Genomic DNA, 14801 nt, shown 5'->3' with positions numbered 1-14801 from the left:
CGGGAGAACCTGCCTTGAGTCGTGAAACTGACACTCCGTCCTCCGGGCCCAAGGGGCGCGGCGGAGCCGCCTACCCCTCGGGGACTCCGCCGTACGGAACGCCGACGGCTTCCGGTGACGGTACGGACGCGGGCCGTGCGGGCACGCAGCCGGAGGAGAAGAAGACCGAGACGACGCTGACGACCCGGATCCGGATCAACATCCCCGGATCCCGGCCGATTCCGCCCGTCGTCGTGCGCAAGCCCGTCGGCGACAGGGACGCCGCCGAGGGCGGTAGCGCCGAGCCGCAGTCCGCGGCCGCCGCCACGTCCACCGGCACCGTCGAGCCGTCCGCCGAGTCCGAGCCGCAGGCGGAGGAGAAGACCAGCGACTGGTTCGCGCCCCGCAAGTCCGCCGCGCCCAAGGGCGGCCAGGCCGCTCCGGACGGCAACGCGGCGTCCGCGCCCGGCGGTTCCGGCGCCCCCACGGGCCCGGGAGCGGGGCGCCCCGGCGGTGTGGTCGGCTCGATGAGCGCGCCCGGCGCCAACGGCTCCGCCCGCTCCGGCGGGAGCAACGGCTCCGGTCTGCCGGGTGCCGGCGGCTCCGGCCGCCCGGGCACCGGTTCCGGTCTGTCCGGCGCCACCGGCGGCCCGGTCGCGCCCGGCCACGGCGGCGGCACCGGCTCCTTCGACGTCACCGAGGCGCTCGGCGCGGGCCCGCTGGGCAGTTCGGCGCGCCCCGGCACCGACGCGCCCACCCGCGACGACCTGCCGTACTTCGCAGAGGGCGGCGACGACCGCCGCGACTTCGACACCCCGGGCGGCCCCGGCAGCCCCGCCGGTCCCGGCAACCGCACCGGCTTCAACGGCCCCGGTGGCCCCGGCGCGCCCGGTGGCCGCGGCCCCCACGGCCCCTCGGGCCCCACCAGCGGCCCGGTCACGGGTGACGGGCCCGTCGTACCGCCGGTCCCCGGTGCGGCCGGTCCGGGCCCCGTGAACACCCCGCCGGGCGTGCCCGGAGTCTGGGCTCCCGGAACCACTCCCGGCGTCGGGCTGAGCGACGACACCGCGATCCTCACCCCGCAGCAGCTCGCCCCCGAACCGCCCGCGGGCGGCTACGGCGGGCAGCCCCACGACAACGTCTCCGGACACACCGTCACCAGCGGCATCCCCGTGGTGCCGTCCGGCGAGCGCGGCACCGGCCCGTTCGGCGTGGGTCCCGACACCCCGCTGCCGCAGACCCCGCCGAGGCTGCCGGAGCCCGTCGCGCAGAACGTGCCCGCGTCGCGTCCGCCGAAGAAGAAGGGCCGCAGGAAGCTCCCGCTGCTCGTCGGCGGCGTGATCGTCCTGGCCGCCGGCGTCTACGGCGCCGGGCTGCTGATGAACCACTCCGACGTGCCCAAGGGCACCACCGTGCTCGGCGTCGACATCGGCGGCGGCACCCGCGACGAGGCCGTCAAGAAGCTCGACGAGGCGCTCGGCAAGTGGGTCAACGAGCCGCTGAAGCTGTCGGTCGACGGCTCCACGGTCACCCTGAAGCCCGACCAGGCGGGGCTGCACTTCGACGAGGCCGCCACGGTCGGCGCCGCCGCGAAGAGCGACTACAACCCGGTCTCCGTCATCGGCTCCCTGTTCGGGCAGCAGCGCCAGGTCGACCCGGTCATGCCGGTCGACGAGGAGAAGCTCCAGGCCGCCCTGGAGAACGCCGCGGGCGGCTCCGGGTCGATGACCGACGGCACCGTCCGCTTCGAGGCAGGCAAGGCCGTCGCCGTCTACGGCAAGGCCGGCAAGGGCATCGACGTCGCGGCCTCCAAGCAGGCCGTCGAGCAGGCGTACCGCACCCAGGTGGAGACCGGCGCGGTCACGCCCGTGCGGGTGGCGACGACGAACCGGCAGCCCACGGTGTCCGACGCCGAGGTCGACCGGATGATGAAGGAGTTCGCCCGGCCGGCGATGTCCGCCAAGGTCACCGTCATGACGGACGCGGCGCACAAGGTCGCCTTCAGCCCGCAGAAGTCGCTGTGGAAGTTCCTCAAGGTCAAGGCCGTGAACGGCAAGCTCGTCGACTCCTACGACGAAGCGGCCCTGAAGGAGCTGTACGGCAAGACCTTCGACGGGGTGCTGATCGCCCGGGCGAACGGCCAGAAGACCCCGGTCACCGTCCAGGACGTCTACGGCGCCCTGCGGCTGGCGCTGAAGAGCACCACGAACCGGGTCGCCGTCATCGACACCGAACCCAGCTGACGGGCCACGACGAGGGGGCGCACGGCACATCGCCGGGCGCCCCCTTCGTCGTATGCGACCTGCTTGCCGCCCGCTGTCCTCCGCTGTCACCCGGTCCGCATGACATCTGTCATCCGGCACTGCGGACGGCCGACACTGCCGCCGCCGGTGCCCGCGCCGCGACGATGGGGGCATGACCACGACAGCGACGGCCACCGGCACACCGGTGGTCGGTTTCGATCAGGTGAGCAAGGCCTACGGGGACGTACGGGCGGTGGACGGGCTGTCGCTCGCGCTGCACCCGGGTGAGACCGTGGCCCTGCTGGGCCCCAACGGCGCCGGCAAGTCGACCACCCTCGACCTGATGCTCGGCCTCAAGCAGCCCGACGCCGGCACGGTCCGCGTCTTCGGCACCAGCCCGCGCGAGGCCATCGTCGCCGGGAAGGTCGGCGCGATGCTGCAGAGCGGCGGCCTGATGGACGAGGTCACCGTCGCCGAGCTGGTCCGCCTCGCCTGCGACCTGCACCCGCGGCCGTACCGCGCCTCGGACGTGCTCGCCCGCGCCGGAGTCGCGAACATCGCCGACCGCAAGGTCAACAAGCTCTCCGGCGGCCAGGCCCAGCGCGTGCGCTTCGCCCTCGCCACCGCCGGCGACAGCGACCTGATCGTCCTCGACGAGCCGACCACCGGCATGGACGTCACCACCCGCCATGCCTTCTGGGCGACCATGCGCGAGCAGGCCGACCAGGGCCGCACGGTGCTGTTCGCCACGCACTACCTGGAGGAGGCCGACGCCATCGCCGACCGGGTGCTCGTGCTGCACCGGGGCCGGCTGCTGGCCGACGGCACCGCCGCCGAGATCAAGGCGAAGGCCGGGGCGCGCCGGGTGTCGTTCGACCTGGAGGGCGTCATCGACGAGGCCGCCCTGCGCGCGCTGCCCTTCCTCACCTCCCTCGACGTGTCCGGCGCCACCGTGCGCATCCAGTCCTCCGACGCCGACGCCACCGTGCACGCCCTGTACGGCACCGGCCTCTACCCCCGCAACCTCGAAGTCGCCGGACTCGGCCTCGAGCAGGCCTTCGTCGCCATCACCGCCGCCGAGGAGGCGAAGTCGCTGTGAACAGCCTGATCAAGCTGGAACTCACCCGCGCCCTGCGCAATCGCAAGTTCCTGTTCTTCTCCGTGCTCTACCCGTCGCTGATCTTCCTGATCATCGCGGGCAACGCCGACGCCGGCACCGAGATCGACGGCAGCGGGCTGACCCTGCCGACGTACATGATGGTGTCCATGGCCTCCTTCGGCGCCCTGACGGCCGTGCTGATGGGCAACAGCGAGCGCATCGCCAAGGAGCGCGAGAGCGGCTGGGTGCGGCAGCTGCGGCTGACCACCCTGCCCGGGCGCGGCTACGTCCTCGCCAAGACCGCGAGCGCGGCCGTGGTGAGCCTGCCGTCCATCGTCATCGTGTTCGTCGTCGCCGCGGTCGTGAAGGACGTGCGCCTCGACGCCTGGCAGTGGCTCGCCCTGACCGGCGCGATCTGGGCCGGCAGCCTGGTCTTCGCCGCGCTCGGCGTCGCCCTCGGCTACCTGGCCAGCGGGGACGCGGTACGGCCGATCACCATGATCACCTACTTCGGCCTGTCCATACTGGGCGGCCTGTGGATGCCGACGACCACCTTCCCGCAGTGGCTGCAGGACATCGCCGAGTGGCTGCCCACGCACGCGTACGCTGCCCTGGGGCGGTCCATCGAACAGAGCCAGGCCCCGCAGAGCCAGGACATCGCCATCCTCGCCGTCTTCTTCCTCCTCTTCGCGGGCGGAGCGGCGTGGCTGTACCGGAAGGACACGCTGAAGGCGTGAGCACCATGAGGGTGGACCACAACGGCGCGGACGATTCCGAACGCACGGTGCGGCTGGGATGGCCCCCGCGGACCCGGCGCGAGATGTACGTCAAGATCATGTGGATCGGCGTCTGGCTCGTGTTCCTGGCCTCACCGATCGGCGACCTGGTGGGCGGCCATCACACCGGCGCGGCGACCGCCGCCGGTTCGGTGGGGCTCGCCGCCTTCGTCGGCGCGTACCTGACGCTGGTCTTCCGGAACATGGGACGGCCGTTCTCCGCGCCGCTCGTCATATCGCTGACCGCGGTCCTCGGCGTCCTCGCCCCGCTGCTGGCCTACACGTTGGGCAGCGCCTGGCTGGGCCTGTTCGTGTACGTGTCGGTCGCCTGCGGGGCCACCCTGCCGCTGCGCGCCGCGTACTGGGCCGTCCCCACGGTGGCCGTGGGCATGTACCTGGTCGGACTGCACTCCAACGAGAAGGAGGCGCGCGGCCTGTTCCTGCTGGTGCTGCTCATCGGGTTCGCGATGAGCGGCGTCGGCCAACTGGTCCGCACGACGATCGAGTTGCGCAAGGCCCGGGCCACCGTCGCCCAGCTCGCCGCCAACGAGGAGCGGCTGCGGCTCGCCCGTGACCTGCACGACCTGCTGGGCCACTCACTGTCCCTGATCACGCTGAAGAGCGAGCTGGCCGGCCGGATGCTCCCCGGTCACCCGGACAAGGCGGCCCAGCAGGTCGCCGACATCGAACAGGTCAGCCGCCAGGCGCTGGTGGACGTCCGCGAGGCCGTCACCGGTTACCGCCGCCCGCGCCTGGCCGCCGAGATCGCAGGCGCGCAGGTCGCGCTGACGGCGGCCGGGGTCAGCGCCGAACTCCCCGCCGATCCCGACCTCGCCGGCCTGCCCGAGGAGAGCGAGGCGGCGCTCGCCTGGGCGTTGCGCGAGGCGATCACCAACGTGGTGCGGCACAGCGGCGCCCGCCGCTGCGCGGTGGAGCTGACCCGGCACCAGACCCTGGACGGACCCGTCGTCCAGCTCACCGTCGAGGACAACGGCAGCGGCGGCCCCGGCACCGGTCCCGGCAACGGGCTCACCGGCCTGACGGAACGTCTCGAGAAGGCGGGCGGCACGCTGGACGCCGGCCGGTTCAAGCACGGTTTCCAACTCGTCGCCCGCGTACCGGCCGGTACCGCCCGGCACGTAGGATCCGGGGCATGAGCCCCACGATCAAGGTCCTGCTGGCGGAGGACCAGTCGATGGTCCGCGAGGCCCTGGCCGCACTGCTCGGCCTGGAGGAGGGCATCGAGGTCGTCGCGCAGGTCGCCCGGGGCGACGAGGTACTCCCGGCCGCGCGCGAGCACGACCTGGACGTGGCCCTCCTCGACATCGAGATGCCGGGCATGACCGGCATCGAGGCGGCGGGCCTGCTGCACCGGGAGTTCCCGGCGCTCAAGCTGGTGGTGCTCACTACCTTCGGCCGCCCCGGCTATCTGCGCAGCGCGATGGAGGCCGGCGCCGACGCCTTCCTGGTCAAGGACGCGCCGGCCGCCCAACTCGCCGCCGCGGTACGCAAGGTGCTGGCCGGCGAGCGGGTCATCGACCCGACGCTCGCGGCGGCCGCGCTCGCCGAGGGCGCCAACCCGCTGACCGACCGCGAACGCGAGGTGCTGCGCGCCGCGGCCGACGGCTCCACCAACGCCGAACTGGCCGCCGCCCTGCATCTGTCCCAGGGCACGGTCCGCAACTACCTCTCGACGGCGATCCAGAAACTGGCGGTCCGCAACAGGGCGGAGGCGGTACGGATCGCGCGGGAGAAGGGCTGGCTGTAGCCCTGCCGCGGACGATGCCCGTCCGGCCCCGCTGCGGGTAGACATGACGGCGACTCTCGGCCAGGACGAGAACACCGCGCAGCTGCTGGTGCTGGGCACGATGGTCGTCGTCGCCCTCACCATCACCACGGTCGGCCGCTCCACGGACCGCTGGGGCCGCCGCCCGGTCTTCATGGCGGGCAGCGTGGCCCTGATCGCCCTGTCGGTCCCGGCGTTCCTGCTGATCCGGCAGGGCGGCATCCTCGGCCCGGCGATCGGCTGCCTGATCCTCGGCCTGCTCCTGGTCTGCTTCGCGGGCACTTCGGCGGCGACCCTGCCCGCCCTCTTCCCTACCCGCATCCGCTACGGCGCCCTGTCGATCGCCTTCAACGTCTCGGTCTCCCTCTTCGGCGGCACGACACCGCTGTTCACCTCGGCCCTGGTGACCGGCCTGGACGACAGGATGATCCCGGCGTACTACCTGATGGGCGCGGGCGTCGTCGGCCTGCTCTCCAGCCTGGTCCTCTACGAGACGGCCGGCCGCCCCCTGCGCGGCTCGGGCCCCATGGTGGAAACCCCGGAACAGGCCGCGCGCCTGGTCGCCGAAAGCCGCACGGAAGCGGGCCGCCGGGCGAGGGACATCTGGGTCCGCATCAGGAGGCACCCGCACTAGCCGTTCTCGCAGAGCGGCAGCCCGGTCGCCGGAATGCGAGACTCCGAGAACGCCACCGGCCCCCGCCTCACGTTCACGCGGGAGGCCTGGACCGGGTTCGTGTCTCTCGTCGGCTGAGCGGGTTCTACCGACGGCCCGCCGTCGCATCGGCGGTGCGCTGCTCCGGCACGTGCCTGTGGACAGGCCGGGAGGAGAACGTGGGCCTGCCGCGGTGGTCCTTGCCGACGTCCTTCCATCGCAGAGCGGGGCGTTCGACGAGGTGCCAGGAGGCTGCCGCCAGCAGCAGGGTGAAGACCAGGGTGAGGGCGAGGTAGGCGCCGATGCCCCACCGGGTCCAGCCGAGCAGGGCGAGCGTCTGCTGCACCGGGAAGCCGTAGATGTAGATCCCGTAGGAGTAGTCGTTGCGGGCGCCGATGCGGCGGAAGGGCGCCGGGAGGCGGACGGCGAGCCAGACGAGGAGGTAGGCGAAGGCCGGTATGCCGACGGTGAAGAGGTAGCCGTAGTGGAGGCTGCCGGCCAGGACCAGGAGCGACGCGACGCCCAGGGGGTCGCTGACGGGTATTCGGTGACGGGCGACCTCGATGAGCGCGCCGAGGCCGAAGGCGAAGCCCAGGTAGATCATGAAGCTCGGGCTGACCTGACCCACCAGGGGCAGGCGGACGTAGTGCAGGTAGTGGGAGTCGTACTGGCCTGCCCAGAGGGGGTCCCGGCTCGCGTGCCGTATGACCAGCCAGCCCAGCACCGCCGTGATGACCAGGACGGCACGGCGGGCACGGGTGAGGATGCCGGTGACGGCGAGGACGGCCACGCCGACGTAGCACATCACCTCGTAATGCAGGCTCCACAGCGCGCCGTTGAAGGAGACGGCGTGGGTGCGTCCCGCCGAGCGCGCGTCGGTCATGATGCGCGATATGTCCTGCTCGTCCGTCGACAGGCCCCAGTCGGCGCGCAGGTAGTCCACCGGTCCGTGGGGGCCGTTGAGGCCGTGGAGCGTGGAGTGCAGGCGCCAGTACAGCAGGGGTGCCAGGACAAAGGCCGTGACGCCCAGGCACACCCAGAAACCGGGGAGTATGCGCAGCATCCGGTGCCAGAGGAAGCGGCCGACCGTCAGGCGTGCCCCGCTGCGGGTGACGAGAATCCCGGACAGGACGAAGAAGCCGTAGACGGCGAGTTTGCCGAGATCGGCCTGACCGCCGCTGAAGTAGTGCAGGTACTCCTTCCCGCCGTAGCCCAGGACGCGGGCATGTGAGAAGACCACCGCCAGGGCCAGACACAGCCTGAGCAGGCCCAGGCTGTTGTTGCGGCCGGTCAGAAGCTCCGCGACGGTGCCGTGCGACCACCGAAGCGGGAAACCGCGATGCATGCTTTTCCCCGTTTTTGTGCGCGTGGGTGATGATGGGCGACAAAACCCCCGGAGTCGCGCACAGGCGTCACCGCCGGAGTGACGTGTGCGAGCCGGAGCCGCGGCGTAAGAGTGGCGAAGATCGGGGTAGGTTCCCGTTCCGCCCCCGCCGGCTCGCGGTGGTGCCCGTCAGTTGAGCAGCGCCCGCGCCGCCCGCGCTTCCCCCCGCAGCTGTTCCGCCGCGCTCTCGTCCACCGCCGCCACCACCTCCGCGTACGCCTCCAACTCCTCCGCGCCCGCGGTGAACTGCCCGCGGCGGATCAGGATCTCGGCGCGTTCCTGGCGCAGGCGGGCCGGGTGCGAGGGGAGGAGGAGGGACAGGTCGACCGCCCACAGGGAGACGTCCGAGCGTTCCGGGCGGGCCGCCGCCCAGGCGCGGATGTTGTTCAGGATGCGCAGGACCAGGTCCAGGGGGTCGGCGGGGGTGAGGTGGGACGGGTGCAGCGTGTTGCCCGTCGCTCCGACGACCAGGAGTTCCGCGTCCGGACCCGTCAGGACCCGCCCCCGGTCGAAGGGGTCGGCGAGGACCTGGTCCTCCTCGGGGCCGAAGCCGACCACGAAGTGACCCGGCAGAGCCACGCCGTACACCGGCGCCCCGGCGCGGCGCGCGACCTCCATCCAGACCACCGACAGCAGGATGGGCAGGCCCCGGCGGCGGCGCAGCACCTCGTGGAGCAACGACGACTCGAGGTGGCGGTAGTCGCCGGGCGTGCCGTGGAAGCCGAGGCGGTCGCCGAGCACGCGGTGGAGCGCGTCCGCCCAGTCCGCGGGGCCACCGGGGCGGAACGGCAGCTGCCCGGCCAGCCGGTCCAGTTCCATCTGCGCCGCGTCGAGGCCGGCCTCGCCCAGCGAGCCGTCCGCCACCGCGCCGATCAGCAGGCACAGCGCGGACAGGTCGGGTCGCTCGGCCCGAGCCTCGGCGGCGAAACGGTCGCGCAGTTCGGCCGAACGCTCGGGCGGCGGGGGGAACGGTGGGAACGGGGGACGCATCAGCGGATCACGCCTTCCCGGATCCGGGCTCGCGGTAGTGGTGGTACGCGTGATGCGCCGCGAAGCCCATCCCGGCGTACAGCGTCCGCGCGGCCGCGTTGTCCGTCTCGACCTGGAGCCAGGCGGCCGAGGCGCCCTCGTCGAGCGCCCGCTGGGCCAGCGCGGCCATGACGGCGGTCGCCAGCCCCTGCCGCCGCCGCGCCGGGTCGACCTCCACGGCGCCGAAGCCGGCCCAGCGGCCGTCGACCACACAGCGGCCGATGGCGGCCGGCGGCTCACCCGCCGGACCGGGCACGGTCGCGAACCACACGGACGGGCCGCTGTGCAGCACCTTCAGCGCCACCTCGCTCATCCCCTTGCGCTGGTAGCGGGCCAGCCACGCCTCGTCGGCCCGGAGGGACAGCGCGACCCCGGCCGGCTCGGCGAGATCGGCGACCGGGGCCAGCCCCCCGATCCACAGCTCGGCGCTCACCTCGCGCACCCAGCCGCGCCGCTCCAGCTCCGCGCACAGCAGCTCCTGGGTGCCCTCGGCGCCGGTCGCGGTCTGGACGTAGGCGGGCAGTCCGCGTCCGCCGTACCAGCCTCGTACGGCCGTCAGCGCCTCGCCGAGGGGCAGGCCGGGGTCGCCGAGCGGCAGCGCCGAGTTGGCCCGCCGGGTGAAGCCGGCGGACGCCCGCAGCTCCCACTCACCGAGGCGCTCGCTCTCCAGCGGCTGCCACGCGCGCGTGCAGACGTGCGCCAGCTCCTCGTAGGAGGTGGCGGGGCCGCGGCGACGCGCCGGGGCGGCCGGGATGACCTTCCCCGCGACCAGCGAGGATTCCGCGATCCGGACGGATTCCCCGTCCTTACGTGTGATCAGCAGCACACCGTCGTTCCATGATGTGAGAACACCCACCGTGTCGGTGAATTTCTCCCCAGCCACGCCGGTGTCGTCAAGGCGTCGTACCGAGACCCGTTTGCCCACGTCAGCAGTGGTGATACGGACCTCGAGGCGCCCGGTGGCGGAGATTTCCACTGGTCAGTTCACCCCTCCTGTTCGGATCATGCCCAGGAACGGAGATACTAGGGGCGGGCATCGACGACGCCGCGCTCCCGCGCGCCAGGCGGCGGAGCCTGAGGAGGCCCGCCAGCGCCCTATCGAGGAGGAACGACAGCGTGACCTACGTCATCGCGCAGCCTTGTGTCGACGTCAAGGACAAGGCGTGCATCGAGGAGTGCCCGGTCGACTGCATCTACGAGGGCCAGCGGTCCTTGTACATCCACCCGGACGAATGCGTCGACTGTGGTGCCTGTGAGCCGGTCTGCCCGGTCGAGGCGATCTTCTACGAGGACGACACTCCGGAGGAGTGGAAGGACTACTACAAGGCGAACGTCGAGTTCTTCGACGAGCTCGGCTCCCCGGGCGGTGCGAGCAAGCTGGGGCTGATCGAGCGGGACCACCCCTTCATCGCCGCGCTCCCGCCGCAGAACGGCTGACACCCGGCCGCCTCTGAAGCGCCGCCTCGGTCCCGTACGGCCCGATCACCGTCGTGATCGCCGTACGGGACCGAGGCGTTTGCCGAACCGACGAAAGCGAGCAAGATCCGTGTCCGCAGTCTCGGCACTTTCCGGCCGACTCCCCACCTTCCCCTGGGACAAGCTGGAGCCGTACAAGAAGACGGCCGCGGCCCACCCGGACGGCATCGTCGACCTCTCCGTCGGCACGCCGGTCGACCCGGTGCCCGAGCTGATCCAGAAGGCCCTGATCGACGCCGCCGACTCGCCGGGCTACCCGACGGTCTGGGGCACGCCGGCGCTGCGCGACGCGATCACCGGCTGGGTCGAGCGGCGTCTGGGCGCCCGTGAGGTGACGCACCGGCACGTGCTGCCCATCGTCGGTTCCAAGGAGCTGGTCGCCTGGCTGCCGACCCAGCTGGGCCTCGGCCCCGGCGACCGCGTCGCCTACCCCCGCCTCGCCTACCCGACGTACGAGGTGGGCGCCCGCCTGGCCCGCGCGGAGTACGAGGTCTACGACGACCCGACCGAGCTGGACCCCGCCGGACTGAAGCTGCTCTGGCTGAACTCGCCGTCCAACCCGACCGGCAAGGTCCTCGGCAAGGACGAGCTGACGAGGATCGTGGCCTGGGCCCGTGAGCACGGCGTCCTGGTCTTCTCCGACGAGTGCTACCTGGAGCTGGGCTGGGAGGCCGACCCGGTCTCCGTCCTCCATCCGGACGTCAACGGCGGCTCCTACGACGGCCTCGTCGCCGTCCACTCGCTGTCCAAGCGCTCCAACCTGGCCGGCTACCGCGCGGCGTTCCTCGCGGGCGACCCGGCGGTCCTCGGTCCGCTGCTGGAGATCCGCAAGCACGGCGGCATGATGACGTCGGCCCCGACCCAGGCGGCGGTGGTGGCGGCGCTCGGCGACGACGAGCACGTGCGCGTCCAGCGCGAGCGCTACGCCGCCCGCCGCGAGGCCCTGCGCATCGCGCTGCTGAAGCACGGCTTCCGCATCGAGCACAGCGAGGCCAGCCTCTACCTGTGGGCGACCCGTGACGAGTCCTGCTGGGACACGGTCGGCCACCTGGCCGACCTGGGCATCCTGGTCGCCCCGGGAGACTTCTACGGCACGGCCGGCGAGCAGTACGTGCGCGTGGCCTTCACCGCGACGGACGAGCGGGTGGCCGCCGCCGTGGCCCGCCTGTCCTGACGCGGACGTGGTCGGCGCGCCCCGAAAGGGGCGCGGGGAACTGCGCGACCAGCCACGACGGTCCGCAGCCGAATGACGTCAGAACACGATGTGGGCGCTTGGCTGCCCGAATCAGCAGCCGCAGCACCCGGGCGGGGGCCGGCCCGGCCGCCCCGCCGGCGCAGGCACGGCAGCGCAAAGCGACGGGGCCCAGGGGGAACCCGGGCCCCGTCGCCGCACCAGCCGTTCAAGCCGCGCAGCGGACCGTCAGCCGCCCAGCGGCAGGGACGGCGCGCCCTTGGTGAGCGAGTCCGTCGGCAGGCTGCCCTGCGTGGCGGTCTTGGCCGTGTCGCCGAGGAGGCCACCCGCGGAACCGGCAGCCTCACCGGCCGCCTTCTGCGCCACCGGCGTCAGCTTCTTCACCGCGCTGCCACCGGACTTGCCCGCGGCGGCGGAGGAGTGCTGCAGCGCGCTGTCGGCCTGGTTGGCGACGCTCGCCCCGTCCAGGGCCGTGAGCCCGCCCAGGTCGGGGGTGGCGGGCAGGGAGGGGGCTGCGCTGGCGGAGCCGGCCGCACCGACCCCGGCGGCCGCTCCTGCAGCGACGAGCAGCGCGGCACGGGCGATCCGGCGGGTCAGGGGGAGGGACATGATGCTCCTTCGACGGGAGAGATCGGTGAAACGCTGAACTGTCCGTCCTGGCCCGTGAGTTGGCCGACCGACTGGCTGCGGTCGTTCGGGCTCGGACGCAGTGACTACCGCTCGAAGCCCACGAAGGTTGCGGATCGGCAACGTAAAGAGTTGGCAATGCGTCGCATTATCGGCTGCGGATAAACACGGGCAAAGAGCGTCCGGTGCGAAAGTCCGCTGAATCCTTCCGCCTCTGTGTTTCCAAGGGATTTCGCGTAAGCGGGGGTGACGGCGCGAAAACCTGCGCGCCGCCCCCGCCGAACCCCTGCCGAGTAACTCCTGAGAGTGAATACCCGCACTACTGCGCAGTGATGATCCGGACCGCGCCGGTGTCCGCGTCCGCGGCCGTGGCCGCGTCCCGCACTGCCTCGCGCCATGTGCTGTCGGTGTTCCCGGCGCTCCACTGCCGCCCGGCGTACGTCACGCGCCGGATGTGCAGCGCGGAGGCGTTGGCCACCGCCCAGTGCGCCAGCTGCCAGCCGCGTTCGCGCACACCGCGCCGGCCGTCCCCGGCGGGCACCGGCACGCTCACCGCCTGCCCGTCGGCCTCGGCGCTCACCGACGGCGACGGAGCGGTCCGGCCCTTGGCGCCGACCTCCGCGCCGGTCTCCTGGAAGGCGCCCCGCCCGAAGTCGCGCACCAGCGCGGCCCGCACCGCGTCCGCGCCCACCGAGGCGTTCGCGCCGGGACGGCCGGTGCAGGTCAGGGTGGCCGCGGACTGCCCGGTCAGAGCCGCGGCGAGCAGGGACGCGTCCGGCTCGTGCTTGGCGTACGCCTCCGGGTAACCGCTGCGCTGCACCCGCTGCGCGGCCACCGTGAGCGGCAACTCCGTGTAGTCGGGGACCTTGACCAGATGCTCGTAGAAGATGCCCGCCGCGTACGTCGGGTCCATGATCTGCCGCTCGCTGCCCCAGCCCTGCGAGGGCCGCTGCTGGAACAGACCGAGGGAGTCGCGGTCACCGTGGTCGATGTTGCGCAGCCCGGACTCCTGCAGCGCGGTGGCGAGCGCGATCGTCACGGCGCGTTCGGGCAGGTCCCGGTTGGTGCCGACGGCCGCGATCGTCGCCGCGTTCACCGCCTGCTCCGGCGTGAACGAGTACGTCGCTCCGTCGTCCCTGCCCGAGACCACCTTGCAGCCCGGCACGCCGGCGCCTCCGGTGAGGTACTGCACCACGAGGTAACCGGCGACCGCGCACAGCACCACGACGGCCGCGCCGAGACGGAGGAGACGGCTGCGACGTCTGGGAGAGGTGGGGGACGGCTCTGGCACGTCGTACAAGTTACTGGAGAGTGCCGTGGGCGTCGCCAGGGGTGCGCACACCGCGCACACCGCGGGCGGGCGAGAGCGCGGGATAGGGTCGGGCCCATGGCCGACACCCCGCTTGACCTCACGCTGGACGCCGCGGCTCTCACCGCGCAGCTCGTCGACTTCCCCTCCGAGAGCGGTACGGAGAAGCCGCTCGCGGACGCGATCGAGGCCGCGCTGCGCGCCCTGCCGCACCTGACGGTGGACCGCCTCGGCAACAACGTGGTGGCGCGCACGGACCTGGGCCGCCCCGAGCGGGTGGTCCTCGCCGGCCACATCGACACCGTGCCGATCGCCGACAACGTCCCCTCCCGGCTGGACGAGGACGGCGTGCTGTGGGGCTGCGGCACCTGCGACATGAAGGCGGGCGTCGCGGTGCAGCTGCGCATCGCCGCGACCGTGCCGGCCCCGAACCGCGATCTGACCTTCGTCTTCTACGACAACGAGGAGGTCGCCGCCGAGCTCAACGGCCTCAAGCACGTCTCCGAGGCGCACCCGGAGTGGCTCGAGGGCGACTTCGCGGTGCTGCTGGAGCCGTCCGACGGTGAGGTCGAGGGCGGCTGCCAGGGGACGCTGCGGGTGCTGCTGAAGACGAGCGGCGAGCGCGCGCACTCCGCGCGCAGCTGGATGGGGTCCAACGCCATCCACGCGGCGGCGCCGATCCTCGCCAAGCTGGCCGCCTACGAGCCGCGCCGGCCGGTCATCGACGGCCTGCAGTACCACGAGGGCCTGAACGCGGTGGCGATCTCCGGCGGGGTCGCGGGCAATGTGATCCCCGATGCCTGTGTGGTGACGGTCAACTTCCGTTACGCGCCGGACCGCAGCGAGGAGGAGGCCGTCGCGCATGTGCGGGAGGTCTTCGCGGACTGCGGGGTGGAGGAGTTCGTGATCGACGACCACAGCGGCGGCGCGCTCCCCGGCCTGTCGCACCCGGCCGCCCGGGCCTTCATCGACGCGGTCGGCGGCACCCCGAAGCCCAAGTTCGGCTGGACGGACGTCGCGCGTTTCAGCGCGCTGGGCGTCCCGGCGGTCAACTACGGCCCCGGCAATCCGCTCCTCGCGCACAAGCGGGACGAGCGCGTGGAGACGGCGAAGATCCTCGCCGGGGAGGAGCGCCTGCGGTCGTGGCTGACGTCATGACCCGTTCGGCCGTGTTTACGACGCAGCGCGGCGGACATATTCAGGTCCCTCAGCCGTAACCCGCGCGGATCTACGCTGAGGTGCACGAACC

At 72.6% G+C, this 14801-nt stretch carries 14 protein-coding genes and 1 pseudogene; 10 read left to right on the top strand and 5 right to left on the bottom strand.

Features of this window, described 5'->3' with window-relative positions; all coding sequences use genetic code 11:
* Positions 1 to 14: 14 nt before the first annotated feature.
* From ACF1GV_RS22640 to ACF1GV_RS22610, 7 genes and pseudogenes are all read left to right on the top strand, one after another.
* Positions 15 to 2222, top strand: a complete 2208-nt coding sequence (locus tag ACF1GV_RS22640) for a hypothetical protein (RefSeq protein WP_391683673.1) — start codon at positions 15 to 17, stop codon at positions 2220 to 2222.
* 172 nt (positions 2223 to 2394) lie between these two features.
* Positions 2395 to 3321: an ABC transporter ATP-binding protein gene (locus tag ACF1GV_RS22635; RefSeq protein ID WP_391683670.1), complete on the top strand. Its 927-nt coding sequence runs from the start codon at positions 2395 to 2397 to the stop codon at positions 3319 to 3321.
* Positions 3318 to 4058: an ABC transporter permease gene (locus tag ACF1GV_RS22630; RefSeq protein WP_391683667.1), complete on the top strand. Its 741-nt coding sequence runs from the start codon at positions 3318 to 3320 to the stop codon at positions 4056 to 4058. The genes ACF1GV_RS22635 and ACF1GV_RS22630 overlap by 4 nt, the downstream gene beginning before the upstream one ends.
* A 5-nt stretch (positions 4059 to 4063) precedes the next feature.
* A complete protein-coding gene (locus ACF1GV_RS22625) occupies positions 4064 to 5254 on the top strand; it encodes a sensor histidine kinase (protein WP_391684053.1) in 1191 nt (396 codons plus the stop codon).
* A complete protein-coding gene (locus ACF1GV_RS22620) occupies positions 5251 to 5865 on the top strand; it encodes a DNA-binding response regulator (protein ID WP_391683664.1) in 615 nt (204 codons plus the stop codon). Before ACF1GV_RS22625 ends, ACF1GV_RS22620 begins: the two co-directional genes overlap by 4 nt.
* Positions 5866 to 5908: 43 nt before the next feature.
* A pseudogene (locus tag ACF1GV_RS22615) lies at positions 5909 to 6517 on the top strand (MFS transporter); the annotation flags it as partial.
* A 33-nt stretch (positions 6518 to 6550) separates the two neighbouring features.
* On the top strand, positions 6551 to 6634 hold the full coding sequence (locus ACF1GV_RS22610; RefSeq protein WP_391684050.1) for a DUF397 domain-containing protein: 84 nt from the start codon (positions 6551 to 6553) through the stop codon (positions 6632 to 6634).
* Positions 6635 to 6641: 7 nt separating this feature from the next.
* On the opposite strand, the gene ACF1GV_RS22605 is transcribed toward ACF1GV_RS22610, so the two are convergent.
* The 3 genes from ACF1GV_RS22605 to ACF1GV_RS22595 all read right to left on the bottom strand — a co-directional run bounded on the left by ACF1GV_RS22605 (position 6642) and on the right by ACF1GV_RS22595 (position 9924).
* Positions 6642 to 7880 (bottom strand): acyltransferase family protein, encoded by a 1239-nt coding sequence (locus tag ACF1GV_RS22605; protein WP_391683662.1) that lies wholly within the window; start codon positions 7878 to 7880, stop codon positions 6642 to 6644.
* Between the two features lie 168 nt (positions 7881 to 8048).
* Positions 8049 to 8909: a tetratricopeptide repeat protein gene (locus ACF1GV_RS22600; protein ID WP_391683659.1), complete on the bottom strand. Its 861-nt coding sequence runs from the start codon at positions 8907 to 8909 to the stop codon at positions 8049 to 8051.
* 7 nt (positions 8910 to 8916) lie between these two features.
* Positions 8917 to 9924 carry a GNAT family N-acetyltransferase gene (locus ACF1GV_RS22595; protein WP_391683656.1) on the bottom strand — a complete coding sequence of 336 codons (1008 nt, stop codon included), beginning with the start codon at positions 9922 to 9924 and terminating at the stop codon, positions 8917 to 8919.
* Positions 9925 to 10064: 140 nt separating this feature from the next.
* On the opposite strand from ACF1GV_RS22595, the gene fdxA reads away from it, so the two are divergent.
* Both fdxA and ACF1GV_RS22585 read left to right on the top strand, forming a co-directional pair.
* Entirely contained in the window at positions 10065 to 10385 is a 321-nt protein-coding gene (gene fdxA, locus ACF1GV_RS22590) for a ferredoxin (RefSeq protein WP_010474859.1), read from the top strand.
* A gap of 109 nt (positions 10386 to 10494) precedes the next feature.
* Complete coding sequence (locus ACF1GV_RS22585) at positions 10495 to 11598, top strand: bifunctional succinyldiaminopimelate transaminase/glutamate-prephenate aminotransferase (RefSeq protein WP_391683653.1); 1104 nt, start codon at positions 10495 to 10497, stop codon at positions 11596 to 11598.
* Between the two features lie 246 nt (positions 11599 to 11844).
* Here ACF1GV_RS22585 and ACF1GV_RS22580 read toward each other — a convergent pair whose 3' ends face one another.
* Entirely contained in the window at positions 11845 to 12225 is a 381-nt protein-coding gene (locus ACF1GV_RS22580; RefSeq protein ID WP_391683650.1) for an ATP-binding protein, read from the bottom strand.
* A 337-nt stretch (positions 12226 to 12562) separates the two neighbouring features.
* A complete protein-coding gene (locus ACF1GV_RS22575; protein WP_391683647.1) occupies positions 12563 to 13534 on the bottom strand; it encodes a heavy metal transporter in 972 nt (323 codons plus the stop codon).
* A gap of 96 nt (positions 13535 to 13630) precedes the next feature.
* Between ACF1GV_RS22575 and dapE the strand changes: the two genes are divergently transcribed.
* Positions 13631 to 14710: a succinyl-diaminopimelate desuccinylase gene (gene dapE / locus ACF1GV_RS22570; protein WP_391683645.1), complete on the top strand. Its 1080-nt coding sequence runs from the start codon at positions 13631 to 13633 to the stop codon at positions 14708 to 14710.
* Positions 14711 to 14801: the final 91 nt, after the last annotated feature.

The organism is Streptomyces sp. NPDC014006 (assembly GCF_043088925.1).
Lineage (GTDB): Bacteria > Actinomycetota > Actinomycetes > Streptomycetales > Streptomycetaceae > Streptomyces.
This window is presented reverse-complemented; position numbering and strand designations above follow the sequence as displayed.

Bases quoted from the DNA above. Each gene is read 5' to 3' on its own strand.
- ACF1GV_RS22610 (WP_391684050.1), top strand. From the start codon at position 6,551: ATGCGAGACTCCGAGAACGCCACCGGCCCCCGCCTCACGTTCACGCGG.
- ACF1GV_RS22635 (WP_391683670.1), top strand. From the start codon at position 2,395: ATGACCACGACAGCGACGGCCACCGGCACACCGGTGGTCGGTTTCGAT.
- ACF1GV_RS22625 (WP_391684053.1), top strand. From the start codon at position 4,064: ATGAGGGTGGACCACAACGGCGCGGACGATTCCGAACGCACGGTGCGG.
- ACF1GV_RS22580 (WP_391683650.1), bottom strand. From the start codon at position 12,225: ATGTCCCTCCCCCTGACCCGCCGGATCGCCCGTGCCGCGCTGCTCGTC.
- ACF1GV_RS22605 (WP_391683662.1), bottom strand. From the start codon at position 7,880: ATGCATCGCGGTTTCCCGCTTCGGTGGTCGCACGGCACCGTCGCGGAG.
- ACF1GV_RS22600 (WP_391683659.1), bottom strand. From the start codon at position 8,909: ATGCGTCCCCCGTTCCCACCGTTCCCCCCGCCGCCCGAGCGTTCGGCC.
- dapE (WP_391683645.1), top strand. From the start codon at position 13,631: ATGGCCGACACCCCGCTTGACCTCACGCTGGACGCCGCGGCTCTCACC.
- ACF1GV_RS22620 (WP_391683664.1), top strand. From the start codon at position 5,251: ATGAGCCCCACGATCAAGGTCCTGCTGGCGGAGGACCAGTCGATGGTC.